We start from the raw sequence: 23,273 nt of genomic DNA on the forward strand, positions 1-23,273 counted from the left end.
GAGATCCCCACGGGGGCACACACGTAGCCGGGCCCGAAACGGCCGTGAAGCGGGTCCGGGTGGCGGGCCAGGCCGACGCTGCGGTAGACACTGTGGCCATGACGAAGCTCACACGCGCCGCCGCGGTCCTCGGCCTTGCGCTCATCGCACTGTTCAGCCCGGGCCCGCTGACCGCGGCCCCCGCCAAAGCCGACCCGCTGCCCAGGGTGTTCTTCGACATGTCGGTGGAGGGCATCCCCACCGGCCGCATCGTCATCGAGCTGCGCTCGGACGTGGTGCCCGAGACCGCCGAGAACTTCCGTGCGCTGGCCACCGGCGAGCAGGGCTTCGGCTACAAGGGTTCGACGTTCCACCGCGTGATCCCCGGATTCATGGCGCAGGGCGGCGATTTCACCAACGGTGACGGCACCGGCGGCACCAGCATCTACGGCCCGACCTTCCGCGACGAGAACTTCCAGCTGACCCACGCCGCTCCCGGCACGGTCAGCATGGCCAACCGCGGGCCAGGCACCAACAGCTCGCAGTTCTTCATCACCATGAAGGACACCCCGTGGCTGGACGGCAAGCACGTGGTGTTCGGCACCGTGGTCGAGGGCATGGACGTGGTGCACGCCATCGAGCAGGTGGGCTCGCCCTCCGGCACGCCCGGCCGCAGGGTCGTGATCGACAACAGCGGGCAGTTCTGACCCGGCACACCGCAACGGGCCGTGCGCCATCCTCCCGGATGACGCACGGCCCGTTGGCTTGTGCCGCTACAGCTTGCTGACGGTCGAGTTGTTCGACCCCGACACCGCCTTGTACAGCAGGTACAGGCCGAACACCACCGCACTGATCACCAGAATCGGGAACAGCCCCTTGATCAGCGCACCGATGATGGCGAGCGCGATCCAGACGACCGCGACGACACCGATGATCTTCCACAGCATTTCCAGCCTCCTGGATGTCTCTCCCGAACCGCCGTCCGGCGATCCGACACCTCCATGCTGGCAGTCCCGTGACCAGAAATCACCAGGTCAGCAGCGATATCCGGGTGCAAATCAGGGTTCACCCTGAGCATTTCGCCCGCGCTGTCGCGGCATGCCCGGACGCTACTGCGGCAGACCGGGAGGCGGCGGGGAGACCGTGAGGGTGGGACGGTCGGCGACCTCGGTCAGCGCCTGCGCCCAGCCGTCCAGGCGATCCGCCGCATGCCGCAATTCCGCGACGATGCCGTCGAATTGGTGTGCCACGACGGTGGTTTCGGGCACCGCGAGGACGCGGCTGGCAGCCGCGACGACCTGCTCGTATTCGGCGATCCCGGATTCCAGCCGGGTCAGCGCGAACCGCACGTTGCCGGTGAGGGTCTCGGTCGCCTCCGGGTTGGACCTGCCGACCACGGCGGCGGCGCGCTCCATCTGAACGATGTCGGCGGCGAGGGCGTGCAACGCGGCGGCTCCGGACGCGGCCGTCTCGACCATTTCGGCGAGGTCCTCGTGGGGCAGCCGGTGCGAGGCGGCGATCTGCCCGGTGAGCCCGTGCATCGCCCGTTCGGCCTGGACCAGGCGGGCGATCGGGGCGCGGGCGGCCGAGCGCGCAGGCGGCTGTTTACGCGGCAGGAACGCGGCCTGCGGCAGCGGGGAGCGGCGCAACCGCAGATAGCGCCGCGCGCTGAGCGCGGTCCCGGTGACGAACGCGACCGCGCCGCCGCCGAGCACGACCACCGCCCAGGCGGGAGCCGAGACGACGACCAGACCGACCGCGCCCGCGGTGGTCAACCCGGAGACCGTGCCGAGCTGGTAGCTGCGGCGCCGGGCGCGGCGGCGCTTGCGGAGTTCTCGTTCGCGCGGGTCGGCCCAGCGGCGCACCGCGACGAGCGCGTGCTCGCCCACGTCGCGCAGGGTCTCCGGCAGGGCGCCCTGCGGCATCCCGAACGTGGACTGCGCGGGAATTCGCTTACTTCGTTCGCTCATGCGCTTTCCTCACACCGTTCACGTCGGACGGCAGCTGGACCCGTGGGAGACGACGCGGTGCGCACGCCGCGGCCGCGGGGCGTGACGAGGGCACCCCCCGGCGATGCGACGGTCTCGCGCGTGCCCGCGTCCTTCACCGCACCGGTCCTTGCCTGTCTCGAGCCGTTACTGCTGGGCGGCCTGGCCCTTGTTCATCTGCGGCTGCGCCGGATTCGCCTGCGTCTGGGCGGAATTGATCGCGGACTGGCCGCCGCCCGCGGGCAGCGCCTCGCCGCGCATGGAGGCGCGGATCTGCTCGAGCTTGCTGTGGCCCGCCATCTGGATGCTGGCCTGCTGTACCTCGAGCATGCGACCCTGCACCGAGTTCTGCGCGAGCTCCGCGGAGCCGAGCGCGTTGGCGTAGCGGCGCTCGATCTTCTCGCGCACCGCGTCGAGGCTCGGGGTGGTGCCCGGCGCCGACAGCGTCGAGTCCATCTGCTGCAGCGACGCGGAGACCTGCTCCTGCATCTTGGCCTGCTCCAGCTGGCTGAGCAGCTTGGTGCGCTCGGCGACCTTCTGCTGCAACAGCATCGCGTTCTGCTCGACCGCCTTCTTGGCCTGCGCGGCGGCCTGCAGCGACTGATCGTGCAGGACCTTCAGGTCCTCGACGGACTGCTCGGCGGTGACCAGCTGGGCGGCGAACGCCTCGGCGGCGTTGGTGTACTGGATCGCCTTCTCGGTGTCACCTGCGGCGGTGGCCTGGTCGGCGAGCAGCACGGCCTGGCGTGCGTTGGCGTTGAGCTTCTCGACCTCGTCGAGCTGGCGGTTCAGCTTCATCTCCAGCTGACGCTGGTTGCCGATGACCGACGCGGCCTGCTGCGACAGGGCCTGGTGCTGGCGCTGGGCTTCCTCGATAGCCTGCTGAATCTGCACCTTCGGATCCGCGTGCTCCTCGATCTTGGCATCGAAGAGGGCCATCATGTACTTCCAGGCCTTGACGAACGGATTAGCCATCGATTGATCCCGCCTCCATCTGATGTACCGCTTGACGCGGCCCGGGTACACGACCCTCGCGCACCCGCTTGTGCCTATCCTCCACCATGCGGCACCTGGGCCGGGGCTACCCGGCCCAACCGACGCCTACTACAGAATCTATCCGTTTTCGGCGTCGGCCCGCAGCGTTGCCCGCGGCTGGGCATCCGATGTTCCGATGTCAGTTGCTCTTCACCAGGACCAGCATGTCGGCCTTCGGGGCCGGAATGACGATCCGGGTGTCCTCGGCGATCTGCGGCCGGGCCGCCGACATGCTCGCCGACGCCGGAGCCAGCGCGGGCTCCTGCGCCGGGGCGACCTCGGCGGATTCCGCGGCGGCAGCTGTCTGCTCGGCTTCCATGGCGGGTGTGGCGGCAGGCTCGGCGGCCTCGCCGACCGGAACCCCGTCGACGCCGGCCATGATCGTGCTCACATCCCATAGCACCCGCGATAACGGCACGTCGAGTGCGGCGCAGATCGCGGCGAGCAGTTCGCTCGACGCCTCCTTACGGCCCCGCTCGACCTCCGAGAGATACCCCAGGCTCACGCGCGCCGAGGTGGACACCTCACGCAAGGTCCGGTGCTGGGCGAGACGTGCACGCCGCAGACTGTCCCCGATCGCCTCTCGCAGCAGCGTCATCTCGATCTCCTTCGCTCCGAACACCGGGCGCCGCTTCGCGCAGTCGCCTGGCGCGCACCGTTCTTTCTGGCACAACGTCCCGGGGCGCCCCGTTGGTTCCCGGCGGGCGAACTCGTCGCACGAATTCTCGCGCACCGCGCTCAGCCGCCCTGCACACACCGAAGCAGCTCCCGCACCGCGTTCTCGGTCGCGGTGAGTCTGATGGTCCACCGGTCGCCGGACAGTTGCAACCGCATCACCTCGGTATGCCACGGACTGGACAGCCCGAGGAAGACGGTGCCGACCGCGTGCCCGTCCTGGCCGTCGGGTCCGGCGACGCCCGTCAGGCCGATCCCCCAGTCGGCAGTGCAGCGGGTACGCGCGCCGACGGCCATCTGCTCGGCGGTGCTCGCCGCCACCGGCCCCTCGGCGGCGAGCACTTCCGCGCTGACCCCGGCCAGGCTGCTCTTGAGGTCGGTGGCGTACACCACCAGTCCGCCGCGCAGCACCGCGCTCGCGCCAGGCACCCCGGCGATGGTCGCGGCCACCAGCCCGGCGGTCAGCGATTCGGCGGTGGCCACGGTCTGGCGGGCGGCCACCAGGGCACGCACCAATTCGTCGGCGGGAACGGACGCGGTGAGAGGGTCTGTCATGCCCCGCGCGCCCGGCCGGAGCCGCCCGCGAACCACACCCGTGCGGCCTGGCCGACGTAGTCCAGGCCGGTGACGACCGTCAACACCACCGCCAGGTACATCAGGGCCATGCCCGCGGCCTCGAAGCCGCCGGACAGCGGCAACAGCAGCACCCCGATGGCCAGCGACTGCACCAGCGTCTTCAGCTTGCCGCCGCGCCCTGCGGGAATCACCCCGCGCCGCACCACCAGCAGCCGCAACACCGTGACGCCCACCTCGCGCCCGACGATGACCAGGGTGATCCACCAGGGCAGGTCACCGAGTACGGACAGTCCGATCAGGGCCGCGCCGATGAGCGCCTTGTCCGCGATCGGGTCCGCCAGTTTGCCGAAATCGGTGACCAATCCGTACTTGCGCGCCAGCTGCCCGTCGAAGCGGTCGGTGATGGCGGCCAGCGCGAACAGCGCGGCGGCGGCGATCCGCCACCCGGTGTCGTGCCCGCCGCCCACGAACAGCGCGACCACGAACAGCGGAACGATCGCGATGCGCGCCATGGTCAGCACGTTCGCGATATTCATCAGCGGTACGGCGGTGTCGGCCTGGGCGGGCGGCACGAAACCGCCACCTGGGCGCTCCGCTCCGGTGCGCAGCAGACCTGCGTCGGGCCAGCGACGATCGATCTCTTCGGGTTGCACGCTCATGTCCTCGCCTCGAGGACGCGCGTTCCGAAGACGGCCACGGCTCCATCCGGTTGCGCTACCCCGGCGCGATGCGGTGAGCGGAACGACAGGATGTGCGGCACACGTTCAGACTATCGGTAAGCGCGCCGACTACTGTGCACCCCATGACCTCTCGGGGACCACTTGGTGGTTCGACCAGCGACGCGCACCCCAGCGCGGCCTCTGCCGCGCCCGGCACCGGACCGGTTGTGCGACGCGCCCGAACCTCGGACGTTCCCGCGATCAAAGGCCTCGTCGACGTCTACGCGGGCCGCATTCTGCTGGAGAAGAACCTGGTCACCCTGTACGAGGCGGTGCAGGAGTTCTGGGTGGCCGAAGACGGCGGCAAGGTGGTCGGCTGCGGCGCGCTGCACGTGCTGTGGGCCGATCTCGGCGAGGTGCGCACGGTCGCGGTGCACCCGGACGCCAAAGGCACCGGAGTGGGCAAGCTCATCGTGCAGCGGCTCGTCGCGGTGGCCAGGGAACTGGAGCTGCGCAGGCTGTTCGTGCTGACCTTCGAGGTGGAGTTCTTCAGCAGGCACGGGTTCGTGGAGATCGACGGCACCCCGGTGACCGCCGAGGTGTACGCCGAGATGTGCCGGTCCTACGACACCGGCGTCGCCGAGTTCCTAGACCTGAGTTATGTGAAGCCGAACACGCTCGGCAACACCCGCATGCTGCTGACCCTCTGAAGCGCCGACCAAGAAAGCGACACACCGTGCCGATCTTCGCCGTCCACTACACCTACTCCGAGGCCACCGTTCCCGGCCGCGACACCCACCGGCCCGAGCACCGCGGCTGGCTGTCCGGTCTGGTCGACGCGGGCACGCTGCTGTCGAGCGGACCGTACCCGGACGGGTCGGGCGCGTTGCTGCTCTTCCGCGCCGGGGACGAGACGGCGCTGAAGGACCTGCTCGCGCAGGACCCCTTCGCCAGGGAAGGTCTCATCGACGCGGTGCGCACCGTGGAGTGGCTGCCCATCATGGGCGCTTTCTCCGCCTGATCGATGGAAAGAGCCCCGCACCCTTCGATCGGGTGCGGGGCTCTTCCGCGCCGTTACTCGGCGTCCTGGGGCGCCGTGCCGCGGGTCTTGATCAGGCTGGCGACGGTCGCCACGACCAGCACGCCGATGATGACGCCCAGCGAGACCGGGGTGGAGATCTCCGGCACGCTGACGTGCTCGCCGCCGTTGATGAACGGCAGGGTGTTCTCGTGCAGCGCGTGCAGCACGAGCTTGATTCCGATGAACGCCAGGATCGCGGCCAGACCGTAGGACAGGTACACCAGCCGGTCCAGCAGGCCGCCGATCAGGAAGTACAGCTGACGCAGGCCCATGAGCGCGAACGCGTTGGCGGTGAAGACCAGGTACGGCTCCTCGGTGAGGCCGTAGATCGCGGGGATGGAATCCAGCGCGAACAGCAGGTCGGCGAAGCCGATTGCGAGCAGCGCGAGCAGCAGCGGGGTCACCACCCTGCGGCCGTCGACTCGGGTGACGAGCTTGTCGCCGTCGTACTCGTCGGTGGTCGGCAGCACCCGCTTGGCCAGCGCGACGATGCGGCTGTCGCGCTTCTCCTCGGCCTCCACCTCGTGGCCGCTCTCACGCAGCAGTTTGACGGCGGTGTAGATCAGGAAAGCGCCGAACAGGTAGAACACCCAGCTGAACGCGCTGATCGCGGCCGCGCCGACGGCAATGAACACACCGCGCATGGCCAGCGCGAGCACGATGCCGATGAGCAGCACCTTCTGCTGGTAGATCCGGGGCACGGCGAAGGTGGTCATGATGATCAGGAAGACGAACAGGTTGTCCACCGAGAGCGCCTTCTCGGTGACGAAACCGGCGTAGTACTCCCCGCCGAACGTGGAACCCCACCGCCAGGCGACGAAGCCGCCGAAGGCCAGGGCGAGGCTGATGTAGACCGCCGACCAGAAGGCCGATTCGCGGAAGGTCGGTTCGTGCGGCGTGCGCACGTGGGCGAAGAAGTCGAAGACGAACAGGCCGAGGATCACCGCGATGGTGATCCCCCATTCGAGTGCGGTCACCTGCATGCTGCGACCCGATCGGAGGCGGTAGTCATGACGGCCATCATGCCCGATTTGTCCGTTCTTATCGGCTAGCGGATTGGTTGCCGACCATCCTGTCACACTCCCTGGAGTCGCCCGACGGGCGCAAGAACCCACGTCGAACGCTCGAAAAGTCGCATCCAGGTGATTGCGAGCACATTGCAGTGCTACTGAAATCGGACATATCGACCGGGTACGAAAAACCGGTTTCCCCTGGCGGATTCGGGTGTTAGCGTCGAAGACGACGAAGCACCGCTCCCGAAAACCGAGAGGCACAGGCGATGACAGCGCGAATCCGGCAGCAGCGACAGTGGTCGCTCGGCGCCACGCGCCCGAATGCCGCCCTGCGCCTACTCGACTACCGCTGGATGCGCGTCCGGAGCGGCCCCTGAGTTCTCGGCACCCGAGAACCTATTCCAGGGGTCATTCCACGGCAACGCGCCGGGAATGACCCTTTTTTCGTCTGCGGGGGTAGCTCAACTGGTAGAGCACCGGTCTCCAAAACCGAAGGTCGGGGGTTCGACTCCCTCCCTCCGCGCCACCCAACTTCATAGTGAACCGGCAGCATGCGCGAGCCGACTTACGATCTGCTCGTGCACTTGAAACTCCTACTGCCACAAGATTTTCGGCCTCCGGGCCGCACTCCCTCGTAGCCCAACTGGTAGAGGCACCGGCATTAGGAGCCGGGAGTTGCGAGTTCGAATCTCGCCGAGGGAACTGGTTCGCGTGCGAGCGCGAACGAGCGTTTGTAGCTCAACGGGAAAGAGCGCCTGCCTACGAAGCAGGAGGTTGGAGGTTCGAGTCCTCCCAAGCGCGCCGATGGAGTGTGGTGTAAGGGGAGCATGGCGGGTTTTGGTTCCGCCGGTTCAGGTTCGAATCCTGGCACTCCAGTCCCGGCTCACGCAGGGTGGCCGCTGGGCTCTCACAAGGCCCGATCGCGTTGGCACTCGGGCCGATCGACGCCTGCCGGTCCTCGCGTATGTTCGGTGGGGTCATGGTGACTCTTCTCTTGGCGCTGACCGGCTTCGCCTTCCTCGATTCGCTGGATCTGCTGCTCGTCGGCGTCACGGTCGCGATCGTCTACGACAGCAAGCTCGCGCGCCGGTCACCGCTGCCGGGCGGATTGAGTTTCGTCGCGGGGGTGTTCGCGATGACCACCACGTTCGGTATCTGCGGCGTCCTCGGCATCACCTGGCTCACCTCGCTGATCGGCTTCGAGCTGACGCCCACCATCCGCTATTGGGGCGAGCTGGCGGTGGGCGCGGTGCTGCTCCTGCTCGCCGTGCTGCCTTCCGGCGCGCGCCGCGATCCGCCGGAGTGGGCGACGAAGGCCCGGCGGCAGCCTTGGGTGCTGGCGCTGGTGGGTATCGCGATCGGCTTCGCGCAGGCGCCGACGGCGGTGCCGTATCTCGCGGGTCTGGCCATGCTGTCCGCGCACGACCCGCTGCCCCCGCTGTGGCCGCTCATCATCGTCGCCTACTGCGCGGTCGCGCTGCTGCCGCCGCTGCTGATTCTCGCCCTGTCCGTCCGCGGCACCGCGCGGGCCCGCCGCGTGTATCGAACGATCGTCCGCGTCCTGACCGAATACGGCCCGCTCTCGGTGCGAATCATCTTCGGGCTCTTGGGCGCCGCGCTGATCACCGACGCGCTCGTCCACCACGCCCATCTGTGGTGAACAGTCGGAATTGCCTGGTCCCTCGTCACCGACACGATCGTCCACCGCGGGCACCGTCGAATAGCCGAAGTCGGCGGACCGCGCCCTGCCGGAGCGCCGTAGGGACGCCTACTCCTCGGCGTCGCCCGAATCGTCCCCGCCGCCGCGGATCGACCACAGCAGCCCCTCCAGCTCGTCGGGCTTGACGAGTACATCGCGCGCCTTGGACCCTTCGCTGGGACCGACGACGCCGCGGGTCTCCATGAGGTCCATCAGGCGGCCCGCCTTCGCGAAACCGACGCGCAGCTTGCGCTGCAGCATGGAGGTGGAACCGAACTGGGAGGTGACGACCAGTTCGATGGCCTGGAGCAGCACGTCGAGGTCGTCGCCGATGTCGGGGTCGACGTCCTTCTTCTCCCCGGCCTTGGCGGCTGTGACGCCCTCCTGGTACTCGGGTTCGGCCTGGTTCTTGGCGAAATCGACGACGCCGTGGATTTCCTCGTCGCTGATGAACGCGCCCTGCAGACGGGTGGGTTTGCCCGCGCCCATGGGCAGGAACAGGCCGTCGCCCATGCCGATCAGCTTCTCGGCGCCCGGCTGGTCCAGGATGACCCGGGAGTCGGTGAGCGAGGAGGTCGCGAACGCCAGGCGGGAGGGCACGTTGGTCTTGATCAGACCGGTGACCACATCGACCGACGGACGCTGCGTCGCCAGCACCAGGTGGATGCCCGCGGCGCGGGCCTTCTGGGTGATGCGGACGATCGCGTCCTCCACATCGCGCGGCGCCGTCATCATCAGGTCGGCGAGCTCGTCGACGATGGCGAGGATGTAGGGGTAGGGCCGGTAGACCCGCTCGCTGCCCAGCGGCGCGGTGATCGCACCGGACTTCACCTTCTTGTTGAAGTCGTCGATGTGGCGAACCTTGTTGGCCTGCATGTCCTGGTAGCGCTGCTCCATCTCCTCCACCAGCCAGGCCAGCGCGGCGGCGGCCTTCTTCGGCTGGGTGATGATGGGCGTGATCAGGTGCGGAATGCCCTCGTACGGGGTGAGTTCGACCATCTTGGGGTCGATCAGGATCATCCTGACCTCCTCCGGGGTGGCCCGTTGCAGCAGCGAGACCAGCATCGAGTTGACGAAGCTGGACTTACCGGAACCGGTGGAACCCGCAACGAGCAGATGCGGCATCTTTGCCAAATTGGCAGAGACGAACTCGCCCTCGATGTTCTTGCCGAGACCGATCACCAACGGGTGGTGGTCGTTTCGGGTGGACGGCGCTTTCAGCACGTCGGCCAGCCGCACCAGTTCACGATCGGCGTTGGGCACCTCGATGCCGACGGCGGACTTGCCGGGGATCGGCGCGAGCAGCCGAACGTTCTCGGTGGCGACGGCGTAGGCGATGTTGCGGGCCAGCGCGGTGATCTTCTCCACCTTCACGCCGGGCCCGAGTTCCACCTCGTACCGGGTGACCGTGGGGCCGCGCACGAATCCGGTGACCGCCGCGTCGATCTTGAACTGCACCAGCACCTCGGTGATCGCCTCGATCATCGATTCGTTGGCGGCGCTGCGCTTCTTGGGCGGGTCGCCGTCGGTGAGCAGCGTCAGCGGCGGCAGCGTGTAGTCGCCCTCGATCACCCGGTCGGCGACGAACTCGGGTTCCTTGGGCGGCGGCGGGGTCTGATCCTGCGCCTTCGGCGCAGCGCGCTTCTTGGGCTTGGGTGGCTCCGGCGGCGGTTCGGTGGCGATCGGCTTGGCGTCGCGCAGCGGCGGCTCGCCCAGCGATTCGGTGAGCGCGTCGGATCCGGCGAATTCGTCGGGCGGATAGTTCTCGGCCGGGGTGCGGCCGCGGCGCCGGGACCGGGTGCGGTGCGCGGGGAAACCGTCGGCGTCGTAGTCGGTGGGATCGTAGTCGCGTGCCTGGTCGAATTCGCCGTACTCGTCGCCGCCCGCCGCGGTGCCGAAGTATTCGCGCAGCCGCTGCGGGACCTCACGGACCGTGGTCCCGGTCAGCAGCAGCACGCCGAAGACGACGGCCATCAGGAGGATCGGCACGGCCAGCCAGGCGGTGAGCCCGCTCGCCAGCGGCCCGCCGATCACGTAACCGACGAAACCGGCGGCGCGGGAACGGCCGTGCGCGTCGGTGGGCGCGTCCGCGGCGAGATGCCAGATGCCGAGCAGCGGCAGACCGACCAGCAGTCCACCCAGCACCAGCCGCGGCCGGATCTCGGGGTGCGGTTCGGTGCGCATGAGGATGATCGCGATGCCGGTCGCAACGAACGGCAGTGCGGCCGAGGCGGACCCGGACACCGCCCGGATCGCTTCCTCCACCCAGTGCCCGATCGGGCCGCCCGCCGAGAGCCACACCGCCGCCGCGATGACGCCGCTCAGCGCGATCAACGCGAGGGCGATGCCGTCGCGCCGGTGACCGTGTTCGATCTCGCCGGCCCGGCTGAGCGTGCGAGTGGTGGCGCCGAGCCCGCGAGCCAGCATGTTCCAGCCGCTGGTGATGCCGCGACCGAAGACGGCCAGCGGCGCGGTGTCGGACTTGCGCCGCACGGGTCTGCGGGCCGGTGTGGCGCGCCCGCGCGGTGCGGAACCACCCCGGGGTGTCGTGGAACGAGACCGCGCCGTGGTGGTCCTCCCCCGGGCCGATCCCGCCCGCGCACGAGGTGTCGTGGTGCTGCGGGACTTACCTGCCATGGACCCAGGCTAGCCGCAAACGCCCCATCCAGACCATCCGCAACACCCGTATCGCCCGCCTCGAGCGCGCCGGATCACAGCCGAAGCCCCCGCTCGAGCGGCGGATGCGGCCGGTTCAGACCGATCGGTCCAGTTCCAGTACCGCGCGCACCGCGTCCTCGTCGCCCGCGGTTTCGAGGCGCACCTTGTCGCGGCCGAAGGCGTGCAGTATCAGTTCCGAGGGCTTGCCGGTGAGCGTCACCGCGGCGCCCTGCCCCGGCTTCACTTCTGCCCGGCGGCCATCGGGCGTCGCAAGCACCACCGGGACCGGCGAGGTGCGGTAGGCCATCTTGCCGACCCGGCGCACCAGGTTCCACAGCTGGGCCTCGTCGGCCTCGGGGAGTTCGCGCGGCTGCCAGTCCGATCCGGCCCGGCGCACATCCTCGTGATGCACGAACATCTCGCTCAGATTGGCCAGCGCGTCCACCGGCTTCAGCGGCGACCACCAGGGCGGGCCGGTCCGCACCAGGTCGAGCAACTCGGGAAACGGCTTGCGCGCCACGCGGTCCTGCACCGACTCGAGGTAGCCCGCAAAGGGTTTGAGCAGAATGCCCGGCGCGGCATCGGGACGGCGTTCCCGAACGATCAAGTGCGCCGCCAGATCTCGCACGGTCCAAGTGCCGCAGAGAGTCGGCGCATCCGGACCTGCCGCCGACATCGCGGCGACCAGGGCCTGACGTTCCCGTTGTGCCATGCTCACGTGCCGACCCTAGCGGATGCCGCCGGACGGAAGATGTCCGAAACCCTGGACAACCTGAGCGAACGGGGGCCCAGCCGGTCTTGCGGACCCGCGCGATTACCGAAAAGCAATGCGCGGACTGGATTCCCGGATGGTTGCTCGGTAGCTTGTTCACTGGTCCATAGGGTCGTGGACCTCTCAGTTCGAAGGGATTCACCTTGAAGAAGTTCTTCACCGCTGCCGCGGTCATCGTGGCAACGGTCGGTTCGATGCTGGCCACCTCGGCACCGGCGCAGGCCGGATACGGCTACTACGGCGCGATCGCCGTGTCGAGCGACGGTAGCTACGGCATCGCCAACAACTACGGAAGCTACAGCGCCGCCGAGGACGCGGCGGTCGACGTCTGCGGCTACGGCTGCTCCACCCTGGTCTCCTGGACCAACGGCTGCGGCGTGCTCGCCAGCTCCGATACGCGCTGGAGCGCGTCGGCGCGGCCCAGCTACTCCGAGGCCCGCGCCGCGGCGATGTCCCGCCTGTCCGGCGGCTGGGTCGTCGACTGGCGCTGCACCTCGGGCTACTCGCTGTAAATCCGACTCCGTCGCGTCGTCCACTGCGAGACCGCGACACCACTTCACCAGGGGAAAATCGTGAAACACCGCTCCATCCGGGCCGCGGTCGCCGTTCTGCTGACCGCCTCGGCGTTCGCACTCGGCGCGTGCAGTTCCGACAGTGACTCCTCGAGCACGGGCACCAGCACCTCGCCCGCAGGCAAGTTCGAGGAAGGCAAGAACGAGGACAAGGCCGTCGAGGGCAAGGCGCCCGCCACCACCACGGCGCCGAACCTGCCCAAGCCGGCCGCTTCGCTGCTCAACGAGCGCATCAACCGCGCCTTCGATCCCTCGGTGAGCGCCGAGGAGAAGATCAGCTGGATCCAGGACGCCGAGCGCGATCCGCAGCTGGTCGACAAGCTGGTCGACGCGGCCAAGCGCAACAAGGTGACCGTCCAGATCACCAACGTGCAGGAACCCAAGGACGGCAAGCTGAAGGCCGACGCGAAGGTCACCATCGACGGGCAGCCGGTGGAGAACGCGTTCGTCGAGTTCGTCGCCGAAGGCAGCGACTGGAAGGTCTCCCACCAGTTCACCTGCAACATCGTGCGCTCGGCGAAGCTGGACTCGGCGGCCTGCCAGGCTCAGTAATCGATGCGAAAAGCGCCGGAGGGCATTGCCTTCCGGCGCTTTTCGCGTTTCGGGATCAGACGCCGATGACGGTGGGCACGATCATCGGGCGGCGGCGGTAGGTCTCGGCGACCCAGCGCCCGACCACCCGGCGCACGCTCTGGGCGAGGCGGTGGGTGTCGGTGACGCCCTCCCCCGCCAGCCGCAGCAGTTCGGCCTCGACGAGTTCGGCGGCGTCGGCCAGCGCGGTCGGGTCGTCGGAGAAGCCGCGCCCGCTCACCTCCGGCGTGCTCACGGCCTTGCCCGTGGTCTCGTCGATGGCGACGGTGATGCTGATGAAACCGCCCTCGCCGAGCACCAAGCGGTCCGACAGCGTGGACTCGCCGACATCGCCGACGGAAAGACCGTCCACATAGACGTGGCCGACCGGCACCCGGCCGACGATGGACGCGATTCCGTCCACGAGGTCGACCACGACGCCGTCCTCGGCGAGGACGACCCGGTCCTCCGGGACGCCGGTGGCCACCGCGAGCGCGGCATTGGCGCGCAGGTGCCGCCATTCGCCGTGCACCGGCATGGCGTTGGTGGGCCGCACCGCGTTGTACAGGTACAGCAGCTCACCCGCGGAGGCGTGCCCGGAGACGTGCACTTTGGCGTTCTGCTGGGTGATGACCGTGGCCCCCAGCCGGGACAGCCCGTTGACCACGGCGAACACCGAGTTCTCGTTGCCGGGGATGAGCGAGGAGGCCAGCACGACGAGGTCGTCGGCGCGGATGTGGATCTGGCGGTGATCGCCGCGCGCCATCCGCGACAGCGCCGAGAGCGGTTCGCCCTGCGAGCCGGTGGAGATGAGCACCAGCCGGTCGCCGGGCAGCGTGGCGGCGACGTCGAGGTCGACGACCACGCCGTCGGGCACCGTCAGGTAGCCGAGATCCTGGGCGATCTGCATGTTGCGGACCATCGAGCGGCCCACGAAACAGATACGGCGCCCGTACTTCTGGGCCACGTCCACGACCTGCTGGATGCGGTGCACGTGGCTGGCGAAGGATGCCACGATCACCCGGTTGCGCGCCTTGCCGATCACGTTGTCCAGCACACCGCCGATCTCGCGTTCGGGCGTGACGAATCCGGGCACCTCGGCGTTGGTGGAGTCCACCAGGAACAGGTCGACGCCCTCGTCGCCGAGCCTGGAGAAACCGGCCAGGTCGGTGAGCCGTCCGTCCAGCGGCAGCTGGTCCAGCTTGATGTCGCCGGTGTGCAGCGCGACGCCCGCGGGGGTGCGGATGGAGACGGCGATCGCGTCCGGGATCGAGTGGTTGACCGCGAAGTACTCGCACTCGAACGGGCCGTGGCGGGTGGTCTCGCCCTCCACGATCTCCGTGAGCTTGGGGTGCAGCCGGTGCTCGCGGCACTTCGCGGCCACCAGCGCGAGGGTGAACTTGGCGCCGATGACCGGGATGTCGCCGCGCATGCGCAGCAGGAACGGCACGGCGCCGATGTGGTCCTCGTGACCGTGGGTGAGCACGATCGCGACGATGTCGTCCATCCGGTCCTCGATGGGCCGGAAGTCGGGCAGGATCAGGTCGACGCCGGGCTGCTGGTCCTCGGGGAAGAGCACGCCGCAGTCGACGATGAGCAGCTTGCCGCCGTACTCGAAAACGGTCATGTTGCGGCCGATTTCGCCGATGCCGCCCAGCGCGAAGACGCGCAGACCGTTCTTCGGCAGCTTCGGCGGCGCGCCGAGGCGGTCCTGCGCCGCCACCACGGGCGGCTTGGCGGGCGGCTGCTCGCCGCGACCGCGACCTTGCCGACCGCGGCCGGAGCGGCGACCGTTCTGCCGGGTGGGTTCCTGCTGCTGAGCCTGGGGGGCCTGCGTCTTCTTGGCGCGGTCCGACTTTCGCGCCGATTCGGCGCGGGCGGGTTCGGTGGTCTCGCGCTGCGCGGCGACCTCGGGCTGCGCGGCTACTTCGGGCTGCGCGGTGGTCTCGGGCTGCGCCGCGACCGGTTCGGCGGCGGGCTTTTCGGTGCGTTCCCGCTCGACGGGAGCGGGCTCGGGAGCGCCCGCGGGGCGGGACGCGGTACGGCGGGGACGGCGCGGAGTGGTCATGCCGACATCTCCTGTCCAGTGTCGGATGTGTCGCGGGCTAGGTCGCTCATGCCAGCACCCCCGCGGTCCGCAGGTCCTCGGCGAGCCGGTCGAGCGCCTCGGTGCTCGGCATCAGCTGCGGCAACCGCGGCTCGCCCACCTCGACCCCGAGCAGACGCAGCCCGCCCTTGGTCATCGCGACGCCGCCCAGGCGCGCCATGGCGTGGTTCAACGGGGCGAGTCGCGCGTTGATGTCGCGAGCCCGCACCACGTCGCCCGCCTGGTACGCGTCGAGAAGCTCGCGCAGCCGCTCGGGCACCAGATGGCCGATGACGCTGATGAATCCGACCGCGCCGATGGACAGCCACGGCAGGTTCAGGGAGTCGTCGCCGGAGTAGAAGGCCAGGCCGGTGCTGGCGATCAGCTCGGCGCCCGCGTTCAGATCGCCCTTGGCGTCCTTGACCGCGACGATGCGCGGGTGCTCGGCGAGCTTGCGGAGGGTGTCGGGGCCGATGGGGATGATGGAGCGCGGCGGAATGTCGTAGAGGGTGACCGGCAGGTCGGTGGCGTCGGCGACCGCGGTGAAGTGCGCGATCAGGCCCTCCTGCGAAGGGCGCGAGTAATAGGGCGTCACCACGAGCAGACCGTGCGCGCCCGCGCGCTGCGCGTTGCGCGCGAGCTCGATGGAGTGTGCGGTGTCGTAGGTGCCCGCGCCCGCGATCACGGTGGCGCGATCACCCACGGCGTCGACGACGGCGTGCAGCAGGTCGAACTTCTCCGACTCGGTCGTGGTCGGCGACTCGCCGGTGGTACCGGAGATCGCGAGCAGGTCGACACCGCGGTCGACGAGACGGGCCGCCAGCGCGACCCCGGCATCGACATCCAGCTTGCCGTCGGCACTGAAGGGGGTCACCATCGCGACACCTACTGTGCCGGACGCGCGCAGCTCCGTTGGCGTCGATTCACCGTTCGTCATGGTCAGAAAGGCTACCCGGTCCCCACAGCACCCTCGACACCCTGACCGGCGATCCGGCTGCCCGCCCGAGTGATTCACCTCCCATCGACGCCAGGACGACATCAATCTTTCCTTGAATGACATCAAAAATGACGCCACACTGATGTCATGGATTTGAACAAATACACCGCTCAGCTGCGTGAAAACCTGGTGGCGGCCGCGGCGCTCGGCGACGAGAAGACCCAGGCCACCGCCACCGCCCTGGCCGCGGCGACCGAATCGTCGGCCCGGCTCGTGCTGCTCGCGGCGCTGTCCGAGCTGGCCGCCGAGGTCAGCGCGACGCTGGAGAACCGCACGGTGCACGTCTCGGTGGATGGCACCGATGCCACGGTGGATGTCCGCAAGAACGCCGCCGCCGAAGAGCACCCGACCCTCGAGGACATGACCGGCGACATCAGCCGGGTCACGCTGCGCCTGGTCGAGCAGATGAAGGCGAAGGCCGAGGAGGCGGCCGCAGCCAGCGGGGTCTCGCTGAACTCGTGGTTGTCCACCGCGGTGTCCGGCGCGCTGCGCGACCAGATGCGAGGCCACGGACCCAAGCGCGACATCTGAGCCGGCCGCCGCGTCCGATCCGGCCGGCTACAGCAGCGCCGCCAGATCGCCGCGGTCGCCGATCACCACCTCGTCGAGTTCGAGCCAGTCCGCCATCTCGCGCAGGGCCGTGCGCAGCGCCGCCGCGGTTTCGGCGTCGCAACGGCCCGGCTCGGCGAAGGCGCCGGGCACCAGCAGCCGCCCGCTCGCGCGTTCGGCGCGCAGGTCGACGCGGCCGACCAGCTCCCCGTCCATCAGGAACGGGAAGACGTAGTAGCCGTGCACCCGCTTGTGCTCGGGGGTGTAGATCTCGATGCGGTAGTGGAAGTCGAAGATCCGCTCGGTGCGGGGGCGGAAGAAGATCAGCGGGTCGAACGGGCACAGCAGCGCGGCGCCCGCCACGCGGCGCGGCGTGGCGGCCCCGGACCGCAGGTAGGCGGGTTTGCCCCACCCGGCGACCTCGACCTCCTCCAGTTCGCCCGCGTCCACCAGCGCCGCGATCGCGGGCGTGGTCTGGGAGCGGTGCAGCCGGTAGTAGTCGCGCAGGTCGGTCTCGGTGCCGATGCCCAGCGCGGTGGCCGCGCGGCGGACCAGTTCCAGGACCGCGTCCGCCTCGGAGACGTTGCGCGCCAGCACCTCCGGCGGGATCACTCGCTCGGCGAGATCGTAGTGCCGGGTGAAGCCGACGCGCTTGTCGACGGAGAGCTCGCCCGCGGCGAAGAGCTGTTCGCAGATCATCTTGGTGTCGCTGAGATTCCACCAGGACCCCTTGGGTCGCGGCTTGTCCAGCTCGAGATGTCGTTCCACCTCACCGGCGGGCGCGGCGCCGACCTCCCGGATCACGTCCAGGATGTCCTTGCCCAGTGTGGGATTCCGGTCGAGCACCTTGTGCATCGACCAACGTCCGTGCTGGTACCGCACCATCCGCCAGCGCATCAACGGCCAGTCGTCCACCGGGATGAGCGCGGCCTCGTGCGCCCAGTACTCGACCAGCCGCCGCGGCCGCGTGGCGCTGTGACTCCAGGCCGCCTCGTCGAGCAGCGCGCGATCGTAGCCGCCGATCCTGCTGAACACCGGAGCGTAGTGGGCGCGCACCACCGCCGACACCGAATCGAGTTGCAGCAGTTGTGTTCTGGCGAGCACGTCGGCCACCGTCCGTCGTGTGACGGCCGCCGGGCGTCGCCTGCCGAACCCCTGCGCGGCCAAGGCCGTCCGCCGTGCGGCCGCCGCACTCATCTTCCGCATACCCGAACAATGCCACGGGGGTCCGACACGTAGCGGACGGCGCGTTCCCGGCGGTGGAGTGAGCGCCATCACCCGCACGGATTTCTCCGTTCCAGCCGAACTGCCAAGGCCGACAGACCGTCTCAGTGGCGACCCGTCGGCCTCGCGAAGAAGACGGCGCGCTCACATTGTCGATGGTGAGGTAAACAGGGTCTATGCATCGCGTGCGGGGGCCTCGGGTTCTCATGTCGGATACGACGGTTGTCCACGGTGTCATCAGGGTGGGCGTGCAGTTGATCAGGCGCGTCATCGCACCGGGCCGTCTCGCTGTCCTGGTCGCCCTGGTGGTGCTGGCATCGGGCCTGGGCGCCCCGAGCGGCCCGCGGGCCCACGCGGCCGAAGTCACCCAGCGCAGCTACACCAATGCAGCGGGCACCCGCGACTACTACCTGCACGTCCCGCCCGGCGACCCGGCGGGCAAGCCCCTGATGATCTACCTGCACGGCTGCACCGATCCGCAGGCGCAGCTGGCCGGTAACGGATTCGCGCTAACACACGTCGCCGACGAACTGGGCTTCGTACTCGCGTACCCGATCCAGACCCGAGCAGCCAACGAGCGCTACTGCTGGAACTGGTTCGATCCGGCCAACCAGCAGCGCGAGACCGGTGAGCCGTCGATTGTCGCGGGCATCACCAACACCCTGATCGAGGAGTTCGGAATCGATCGCGACCGGGTCTATGTCGGCGGCTACTCCGCGGGCGGCGGCATGAGCACGGTCATGGCCGCCACCTACCCGGACCTGTACGCCGCCATCGCGCCGATGGCGGGCGGGCCGTACGGAATAGGCCCGCAGCCGCCACACGCGGACCTCACCGGCGCCACCATCGTCGCGGCCATGGGCCCGCGCGCCCGCCCCGTCCCCGCCTTCTTCCTGCAGGACCTGGCCGACCAGACCAGCCTCTACCCGATCGGGCGCGCCAACCTCCTGCAGTGGCTCGACGCCGATCGGCGTGCGGGCAACCTCACCCTCCCGGACACCCCGACCAACGTCACCACCACCGCCGACCCGGTGCCCGCGACCATCGAGCACTACTCGAACCAGGACTGCGAGCTGGCCCAATTCGTCACACCGATCGGACCGGATCACATCGGTGGCGGGCTACTGATGCAGTCGACCGCCGGCCTCGCACTACAGCGCAGAATGATGGATTTCCTCCTGGCGCACCGGCTTACCGCCCCGCACCGAGCCTGCTGAACCGTGGTGGACACGCTGAGATCCGCGCTGAACTGACCGCTGGGGCTCCGCCGGGAAAGTTCCTGAGCCTCGGTCCGGATCGTTCTGGCGGTCATTTCTTCGGCGCTGCTGAGACTGCTGTGTCGAGCGTCACACCTCGTGTGGTCACAGCGGGCCCGAGCGATGTGTCGAAACCGATGTCAGCAACGAAAGGGTGTGGCGCACCGCGCGACACCCATGATCCCGAGGGAGCAGCATCGTGCCCACCGTCGACGTTCTCGATTCGTTCATCTCCTACACCGACACCGGCGCGGGTTCGGTCCCCGTGGTGTTCCTGCACGGCAACCCGACCTCGTCGCACCTGTGGCGCAACGTGATCCCGCACGTCGCCGGCCAGGCCAGGGCGCTCGCTCCCGACCTCATCGGTATGGGCGCTTCGGGCAAACCCGACATCGACTACCGCTTCGTCGACCACGCCCGCTACCTGGACGCCTGGTTCGACGCGCTCGGCCTGGACGAGGTGGTCCTGGTCGGCCACGACTGGGGCGGGGCTCTCGGCATGGATTGGGCAGCGCGGCACCCGGGCCGGGTGCGCGGCATCGCGCTGATCGAGACCTTCCTGCGGCCGCTGGAATGGTCCGAACTGCCGCCGCTCGGCGCCGAGCTGTTCCGCAAGTTCCGCAGCGCCGAAGGCGAACGAATGGTGTTGGAGGAGAACATGTTCATCGAATTCAACCTGCCGAAGGGCGTGGCGAATCTGTCGCAGCAGGACCACGACGTCTACCGTGCGCCCTTCCCCACCCCCGCCACGCGCAAGCCGCTGCTGGCGTGGCCGAGGGAGTTCCCGCTGGGCGACGAGCCCGCCGACGTGGTGGAGATCGTGCGGAACTACGGCCGGTACCTGGCCGAGACGCCCGAGATCCCGACGCTGATCATGGCACTGGAGAACGGCGTCGGCCTCGGCTCACCCGAGTCGGTGCGCTGGGCCGCAACCACTTTCGCCGACGCCGAGGTGGTGTCGATCCCGCCCGCCGGGCACCACGCCCCGGAGGATCGGCCGGACGAGATCGGCGCGGCGGTCGCGGAGTGGTTGCGCAGGCGCGCGCTGGTTCCGGCCGCCGCACAGGCCTGAAACCTCGCCGCGTGGCCGTGGTCCTCGTCGCCCGGGACGAGGACCCGCCCGCGCTTGCGGCCGCGCGGCGCGCTGCCGAAGATTGCCCGATGAGTAGTGCAGATGCCCCGGCGCACGGCCCCGATGACGACGCGGCGACGGCGGAGGTCCGCCGCGCGGAAGCGGCACTGGTCGCCCGCGCCGTGGACGGCGACCCCGACGCGGTCGCCGAAATCGTTCGCACGCTGCAGGATCCCCTCTATCGGCTGGCCCTGCGGATGGTGGGGCGGCCCGCCGAGGCCGAGGACGCCACCCAGGAGATCCTGATCCGCGCGATCACCCGCCTCGCCACCTTCCGCGGCGAGGCGAAGCTGCTCACCTGGGCGTACCGGATCGGCGTCAACTACTTGATCAACCTGAGCAGGCGAACGCCGCAGGAACTGCGCCAGCTCAGCCTGGAGGAGTTCGGCGCCGGACTGACCGACGGCTTGGCGGCCGAGGACTACCGCGGGCCCCAGGCCGCGCTGCTGTCCAGCGAGGTCCGGCTCAACTGCAGCCAGGGCATGCTGCAATGCCTGGCCCGCGAGGAACGCGTCGCGTTCGTGCTCGGCCAGGTCTTCGAACTCGGCTCGGCGGAGGCGGCGTGGATCCTCGACATCACCCCGGCCGCGTACCGAAAACGATTGGAGCGAGCCAAGAAACGTCTCGGCGCGTTCCTGAGCTCCGCGTGCGGTGTGGCCGACCCGCGTGCGGCGTGCCGGTGCTCGAGACGGGTCGAGAAAGCGGTGGCGCTCGGCCGCGTCGACCCGGCCGCCCCGAAGTACGCCACCCATCCGGTGAGCCCCGGCGGCCGGACCGTGCTCGAGGCCGAGGAGCAGATGATCCGCCTGCACGATGTCGCCGCGGTGCTGCGCGGGCATCCGGACTACGCCGCGCCCCAGGAACGGATGGACGCCATCGCGATGCTGTTGCGATCCGGGCAGTTTCCCTTGCTGACCTGAGCGAGGCCCCGGGCCACCCACACGACAGTGGCGCACATCACAGCGCGGAGGTGTCGGATCGCGTCGGAAACCGGTGTCGAACCGGAGTGACAGGCAACAACACCGGAAAGGACGCCCCATGGCAACCATCGACGTACTCGACTCGTACCTCTACTTCCACGACACCGGATCCGGTGCGATCCCCGTGGTGTTCCTGCACGGCAACCCGACGTCGTCCTATCTGTGGCGCAACGTGATTCCGCACGTCGCCGACCAGACCCGGTGCCTGGCACCGGATCTCATCGGCATGGGCGCCTCGGGCAAGCCGGACATCGCCTACCGGCTCGACGATCACGCCCGCTACCTGGACGCCTGGTTCGACGCCCTCGGTCTCGACCGGGTCGTACTCGTCGGCCACGACTGGGGCGGCACGCTCGGCATGGATTACGCGGCCCGCCATCCGGGCCGGGTCCTCGGCATCGCGCTGATCGAGACCTTCCTGCGCCCGACGCGCTGGGATGAACTGCCCCAGGGATCGGCCGACATGTTCCGCACCTTCCGCTCGCCGGAAGGGGAAAAAGCCGTGCTGGAACAGAATCTGTTCATCGAATACAACCTGCCCAAGCTCATCGCCGGACTCACCGAGGCCGACCTCGACGCCTACCGCGCGCCCTACCCGACCCCGGAATCGCGCAGGCCGATGCTGGCGTGGGCCCGGGAGTTCCCGCTCGACGGCGAGCCCGCCGACGTCGCCCAGCGGGTCCGCGATTACGGGCGCTGGATGGCGGAGAGCCCCGAGGTACCCAAGCTGCTGATGCACGTCGAGCCGGGAGTGGGCCTCGGCTCCCCGGAGGTGATCGCCTGGGCGGCAGAGACTTTCGCCGCCGTGGAGGTCGAGTCCGTTGGGCCGGGCGCCCATCACAGCCCGGAGGATCAGCCCGACGCCATCGGGCGCGCGGTCGCGAACTGGCTGCGCAGGCACGCACTGACCGCGCAGCCCGCCGCGGTCTGAACGGAGAGGATCGAAACCATGCGCGACGCTTCCGGAAGGGCGGCAGCCGCGCCACCGAGCACTCGCCGGCGGGAACGGGGCGTGCACAGCGCGGCCGAGAGCGTGCCGTCGGAGCCGCTCGAGGAATGGGCCGCCGAGGCCGACCCGGAACCTCGGGCGACGGGCCCGGATGCGGAAGAACTGCGCCTCGTAGCGCGCGCCGTCGACGGTGATCAGGCGGCGCTGCGCGAAGTGATCAGCCGCCTGCAGGATCCGCTGTACCGGCTGTCGCTGCGCATGGTCGGCCGCCCGCCCGATGCCGAGGACGCCGTGCAGGAGATCCTCCTGCGCGTCGTCACCCGGCTGTCCACCTGGCGGGGCGAAGCGAAACTGCTGACCTGGGCCTACCGCGTCGGCGTCAACTACCTGCTGAACCTGCGCAGGCGGTCACCGCAGGAAAGCGATCAGCTCAGCCTGGACGATTTCCGCGACGACCTCGCCGACGGTCTCGCCACCGCCGATCACCGCGGACCGGAGGCCGCCCTGCTGGCCGAGGAAGTGCGGCTGAGCTGCACCCAGGCGATGCTGCAATGCCTCAGCCGCGACGAACGCGTCGTCTTCGTGCTCGGCGAGATCTTCGAATTGAAGGCCGCCGAGGCCGCCTGGATCCTCGGCACCACCCCGGCGGCCTGTCAGAAGCGGCTCGAACGCGTCAAACAGCGCCTCGGCACGTTCCTGCGCTCGACCTGCGGGCTAGTCGAGCCGACCGCCTTCTGCCGCTGCCCACGCCGCGTCGACAAGGCCCGGGCCCTGGGCCGCATCGACCTCGACCGCCCCGCCTTCGCCACCCACCGGGTCAGCG

General features: G+C 69.3%; 24 protein-coding genes and 4 tRNA genes. 16 read left to right on the forward strand and 12 right to left on the reverse strand.

Features of this window, described 5'->3' with window-relative positions; all coding sequences use genetic code 11:
- Nucleotides 1–98 precede the first annotated feature (98 nt).
- The gene (locus NL1_RS20660; protein ID WP_084510802.1) at nt 99–686 is read left to right on the forward strand and encodes a peptidylprolyl isomerase; all 588 of its coding nucleotides are present in this window, start codon (nt 99–101) and stop codon (nt 684–686) included.
- Between the two features lie 66 nt (nt 687–752).
- Here NL1_RS20660 and NL1_RS38615 read toward each other — a convergent pair whose 3' ends face one another.
- From NL1_RS38615 to pgsA, 6 genes are all read right to left on the reverse strand, one after another.
- Nucleotides 753–926: a hypothetical protein gene (locus tag NL1_RS38615; RefSeq protein WP_169813595.1), complete on the reverse strand. Its 174-nt coding sequence runs from the start codon at nt 924–926 to the stop codon at nt 753–755.
- 162 nt (nt 927–1,088) lie between these two features.
- A complete protein-coding gene (gene pspM / locus NL1_RS20665; protein WP_084510803.1) occupies nt 1,089–1,949 on the reverse strand; it encodes a phage shock envelope stress response protein PspM in 861 nt (286 codons plus the stop codon).
- A 165-nt stretch (nt 1,950–2,114) separates the two neighbouring features.
- On the reverse strand, nt 2,115–2,942 hold the full coding sequence (locus tag NL1_RS20670) for a PspA/IM30 family protein (RefSeq protein ID WP_067841761.1): 828 nt from the start codon (nt 2,940–2,942) through the stop codon (nt 2,115–2,117).
- A gap of 199 nt (nt 2,943–3,141) precedes the next feature.
- A complete protein-coding gene (locus NL1_RS20675) occupies nt 3,142–3,600 on the reverse strand; it encodes a helix-turn-helix domain-containing protein (protein ID WP_067841819.1) in 459 nt (152 codons plus the stop codon).
- 140 nt (nt 3,601–3,740) lie between these two features.
- A complete protein-coding gene (locus NL1_RS20680) occupies nt 3,741–4,232 on the reverse strand; it encodes a CinA family protein (RefSeq protein ID WP_067841821.1) in 492 nt (163 codons plus the stop codon).
- Nucleotides 4,229–4,912, reverse strand: a complete 684-nt coding sequence (gene pgsA, locus NL1_RS20685; protein ID WP_067841763.1) for a CDP-diacylglycerol--glycerol-3-phosphate 3-phosphatidyltransferase — start codon at nt 4,910–4,912, stop codon at nt 4,229–4,231. Before pgsA ends, NL1_RS20680 begins: the two co-directional genes overlap by 4 nt.
- Before the next feature lie 143 nt (nt 4,913–5,055).
- Between pgsA and NL1_RS20690 the strand changes: the two genes are divergently transcribed.
- A complete protein-coding gene (locus NL1_RS20690) occupies nt 5,056–5,622 on the forward strand; it encodes an amino-acid N-acetyltransferase (RefSeq protein WP_084510804.1) in 567 nt (188 codons plus the stop codon).
- A 26-nt stretch (nt 5,623–5,648) separates the two neighbouring features.
- A complete protein-coding gene (locus tag NL1_RS20695; protein ID WP_067841766.1) occupies nt 5,649–5,933 on the forward strand; it encodes a YciI family protein in 285 nt (94 codons plus the stop codon).
- Between the two features lie 53 nt (nt 5,934–5,986).
- On the opposite strand, the gene NL1_RS20700 is transcribed toward NL1_RS20695, so the two are convergent.
- A complete protein-coding gene (locus tag NL1_RS20700) occupies nt 5,987–6,976 on the reverse strand; it encodes a TerC family protein (protein WP_067841768.1) in 990 nt (329 codons plus the stop codon).
- Nucleotides 6,977–7,456: 480 nt separating this feature from the next.
- On the opposite strand from NL1_RS20700, the gene NL1_RS20705 reads away from it, so the two are divergent.
- From NL1_RS20705 to NL1_RS20725, 5 genes are all read left to right on the forward strand, one after another.
- Nucleotides 7,457–7,532 (forward strand) — tRNA-Trp (locus NL1_RS20705).
- A gap of 102 nt (nt 7,533–7,634) precedes the next feature.
- Nucleotides 7,635–7,708 (forward strand) — tRNA-Leu (locus NL1_RS20710).
- Nucleotides 7,709–7,733: 25 nt separating this feature from the next.
- A tRNA-Arg gene (locus tag NL1_RS20715) sits at nt 7,734–7,807 on the forward strand.
- A 4-nt stretch (nt 7,808–7,811) separates the two neighbouring features.
- Nucleotides 7,812–7,882, forward strand: a tRNA-Gln gene (locus tag NL1_RS20720).
- Between the two features lie 103 nt (nt 7,883–7,985).
- On the forward strand, nt 7,986–8,666 hold the full coding sequence (locus NL1_RS20725) for a GAP family protein (RefSeq protein ID WP_067841823.1): 681 nt from the start codon (nt 7,986–7,988) through the stop codon (nt 8,664–8,666).
- A gap of 108 nt (nt 8,667–8,774) precedes the next feature.
- Here NL1_RS20725 and NL1_RS20730 read toward each other — a convergent pair whose 3' ends face one another.
- Nucleotides 8,775–11,342: a DNA translocase FtsK gene (locus NL1_RS20730; RefSeq protein ID WP_067841770.1), complete on the reverse strand. Its 2,568-nt coding sequence runs from the start codon at nt 11,340–11,342 to the stop codon at nt 8,775–8,777.
- Nucleotides 11,343–11,457: 115 nt separating this feature from the next.
- Entirely contained in the window at nt 11,458–12,081 is a 624-nt protein-coding gene (locus NL1_RS20735) for a TIGR03085 family metal-binding protein (protein ID WP_067841772.1), read from the reverse strand.
- 197 nt (nt 12,082–12,278) lie between these two features.
- Here NL1_RS20735 and NL1_RS20740 point away from each other — a divergent pair, with 197 nt between their 5' ends.
- Together NL1_RS20740 and NL1_RS20745 are read left to right on the forward strand one after the other, a co-directional pair.
- Complete coding sequence (locus NL1_RS20740) at nt 12,279–12,647, forward strand: DUF4189 domain-containing protein (RefSeq protein WP_084510805.1); 369 nt, start codon at nt 12,279–12,281, stop codon at nt 12,645–12,647.
- A gap of 60 nt (nt 12,648–12,707) precedes the next feature.
- Nucleotides 12,708–13,259: a WKL family lipoprotein gene (locus NL1_RS20745; protein ID WP_067841774.1), complete on the forward strand. Its 552-nt coding sequence runs from the start codon at nt 12,708–12,710 to the stop codon at nt 13,257–13,259.
- 55 nt (nt 13,260–13,314) lie between these two features.
- Here the strand turns inward: NL1_RS20745 and NL1_RS20750 are convergent, their stop codons facing one another.
- On the reverse strand, nt 13,315–15,345 hold the full coding sequence (locus tag NL1_RS20750) for a ribonuclease J (RefSeq protein ID WP_067841775.1): 2,031 nt from the start codon (nt 15,343–15,345) through the stop codon (nt 13,315–13,317).
- A gap of 46 nt (nt 15,346–15,391) precedes the next feature.
- Entirely contained in the window at nt 15,392–16,300 is a 909-nt protein-coding gene (gene dapA / locus NL1_RS20755) for a 4-hydroxy-tetrahydrodipicolinate synthase (protein ID WP_067841777.1), read from the reverse strand.
- Nucleotides 16,301–16,447: 147 nt separating this feature from the next.
- On the opposite strand from dapA, the gene NL1_RS20760 reads away from it, so the two are divergent.
- Nucleotides 16,448–16,891, forward strand: coding sequence for a toxin-antitoxin system HicB family antitoxin (locus NL1_RS20760; RefSeq protein ID WP_067841779.1), 444 nt, complete (start codon nt 16,448–16,450; stop codon nt 16,889–16,891).
- A 27-nt stretch (nt 16,892–16,918) separates the two neighbouring features.
- Here the strand turns inward: NL1_RS20760 and NL1_RS20765 are convergent, their stop codons facing one another.
- Nucleotides 16,919–18,115: a winged helix-turn-helix domain-containing protein gene (locus NL1_RS20765; RefSeq protein ID WP_067841780.1), complete on the reverse strand. Its 1,197-nt coding sequence runs from the start codon at nt 18,113–18,115 to the stop codon at nt 16,919–16,921.
- A 266-nt stretch (nt 18,116–18,381) separates the two neighbouring features.
- Here NL1_RS20765 and NL1_RS20770 point away from each other — a divergent pair, with 266 nt between their 5' ends.
- The 5 genes from NL1_RS20770 to NL1_RS20790 all read left to right on the forward strand — a co-directional run.
- Entirely contained in the window at nt 18,382–19,350 is a 969-nt protein-coding gene (locus NL1_RS20770; protein ID WP_162272756.1) for an extracellular catalytic domain type 1 short-chain-length polyhydroxyalkanoate depolymerase, read from the forward strand.
- Nucleotides 19,351–19,588: 238 nt separating this feature from the next.
- On the forward strand, nt 19,589–20,461 hold the full coding sequence (locus NL1_RS20775) for a haloalkane dehalogenase (RefSeq protein WP_067841784.1): 873 nt from the start codon (nt 19,589–19,591) through the stop codon (nt 20,459–20,461).
- Between the two features lie 89 nt (nt 20,462–20,550).
- The gene (locus NL1_RS20780) at nt 20,551–21,441 is read left to right on the forward strand and encodes an RNA polymerase sigma factor (RefSeq protein WP_067841825.1); all 891 of its coding nucleotides are present in this window, start codon (nt 20,551–20,553) and stop codon (nt 21,439–21,441) included.
- A gap of 118 nt (nt 21,442–21,559) precedes the next feature.
- Nucleotides 21,560–22,432, forward strand: coding sequence for a haloalkane dehalogenase (locus tag NL1_RS20785; protein WP_067841785.1), 873 nt, complete (start codon nt 21,560–21,562; stop codon nt 22,430–22,432).
- 18 nt (nt 22,433–22,450) lie between these two features.
- Nucleotides 22,451–23,273 (forward strand): RNA polymerase sigma factor (locus NL1_RS20790; protein ID WP_084510811.1); only part of this gene is annotated, 823 nt, incomplete at its 3' end.

Source organism: Nocardia lijiangensis NBRC 108240 (assembly GCF_001613045.1).
Classification (GTDB): domain Bacteria; phylum Actinomycetota; class Actinomycetes; order Mycobacteriales; family Mycobacteriaceae; genus Nocardia; species Nocardia lijiangensis.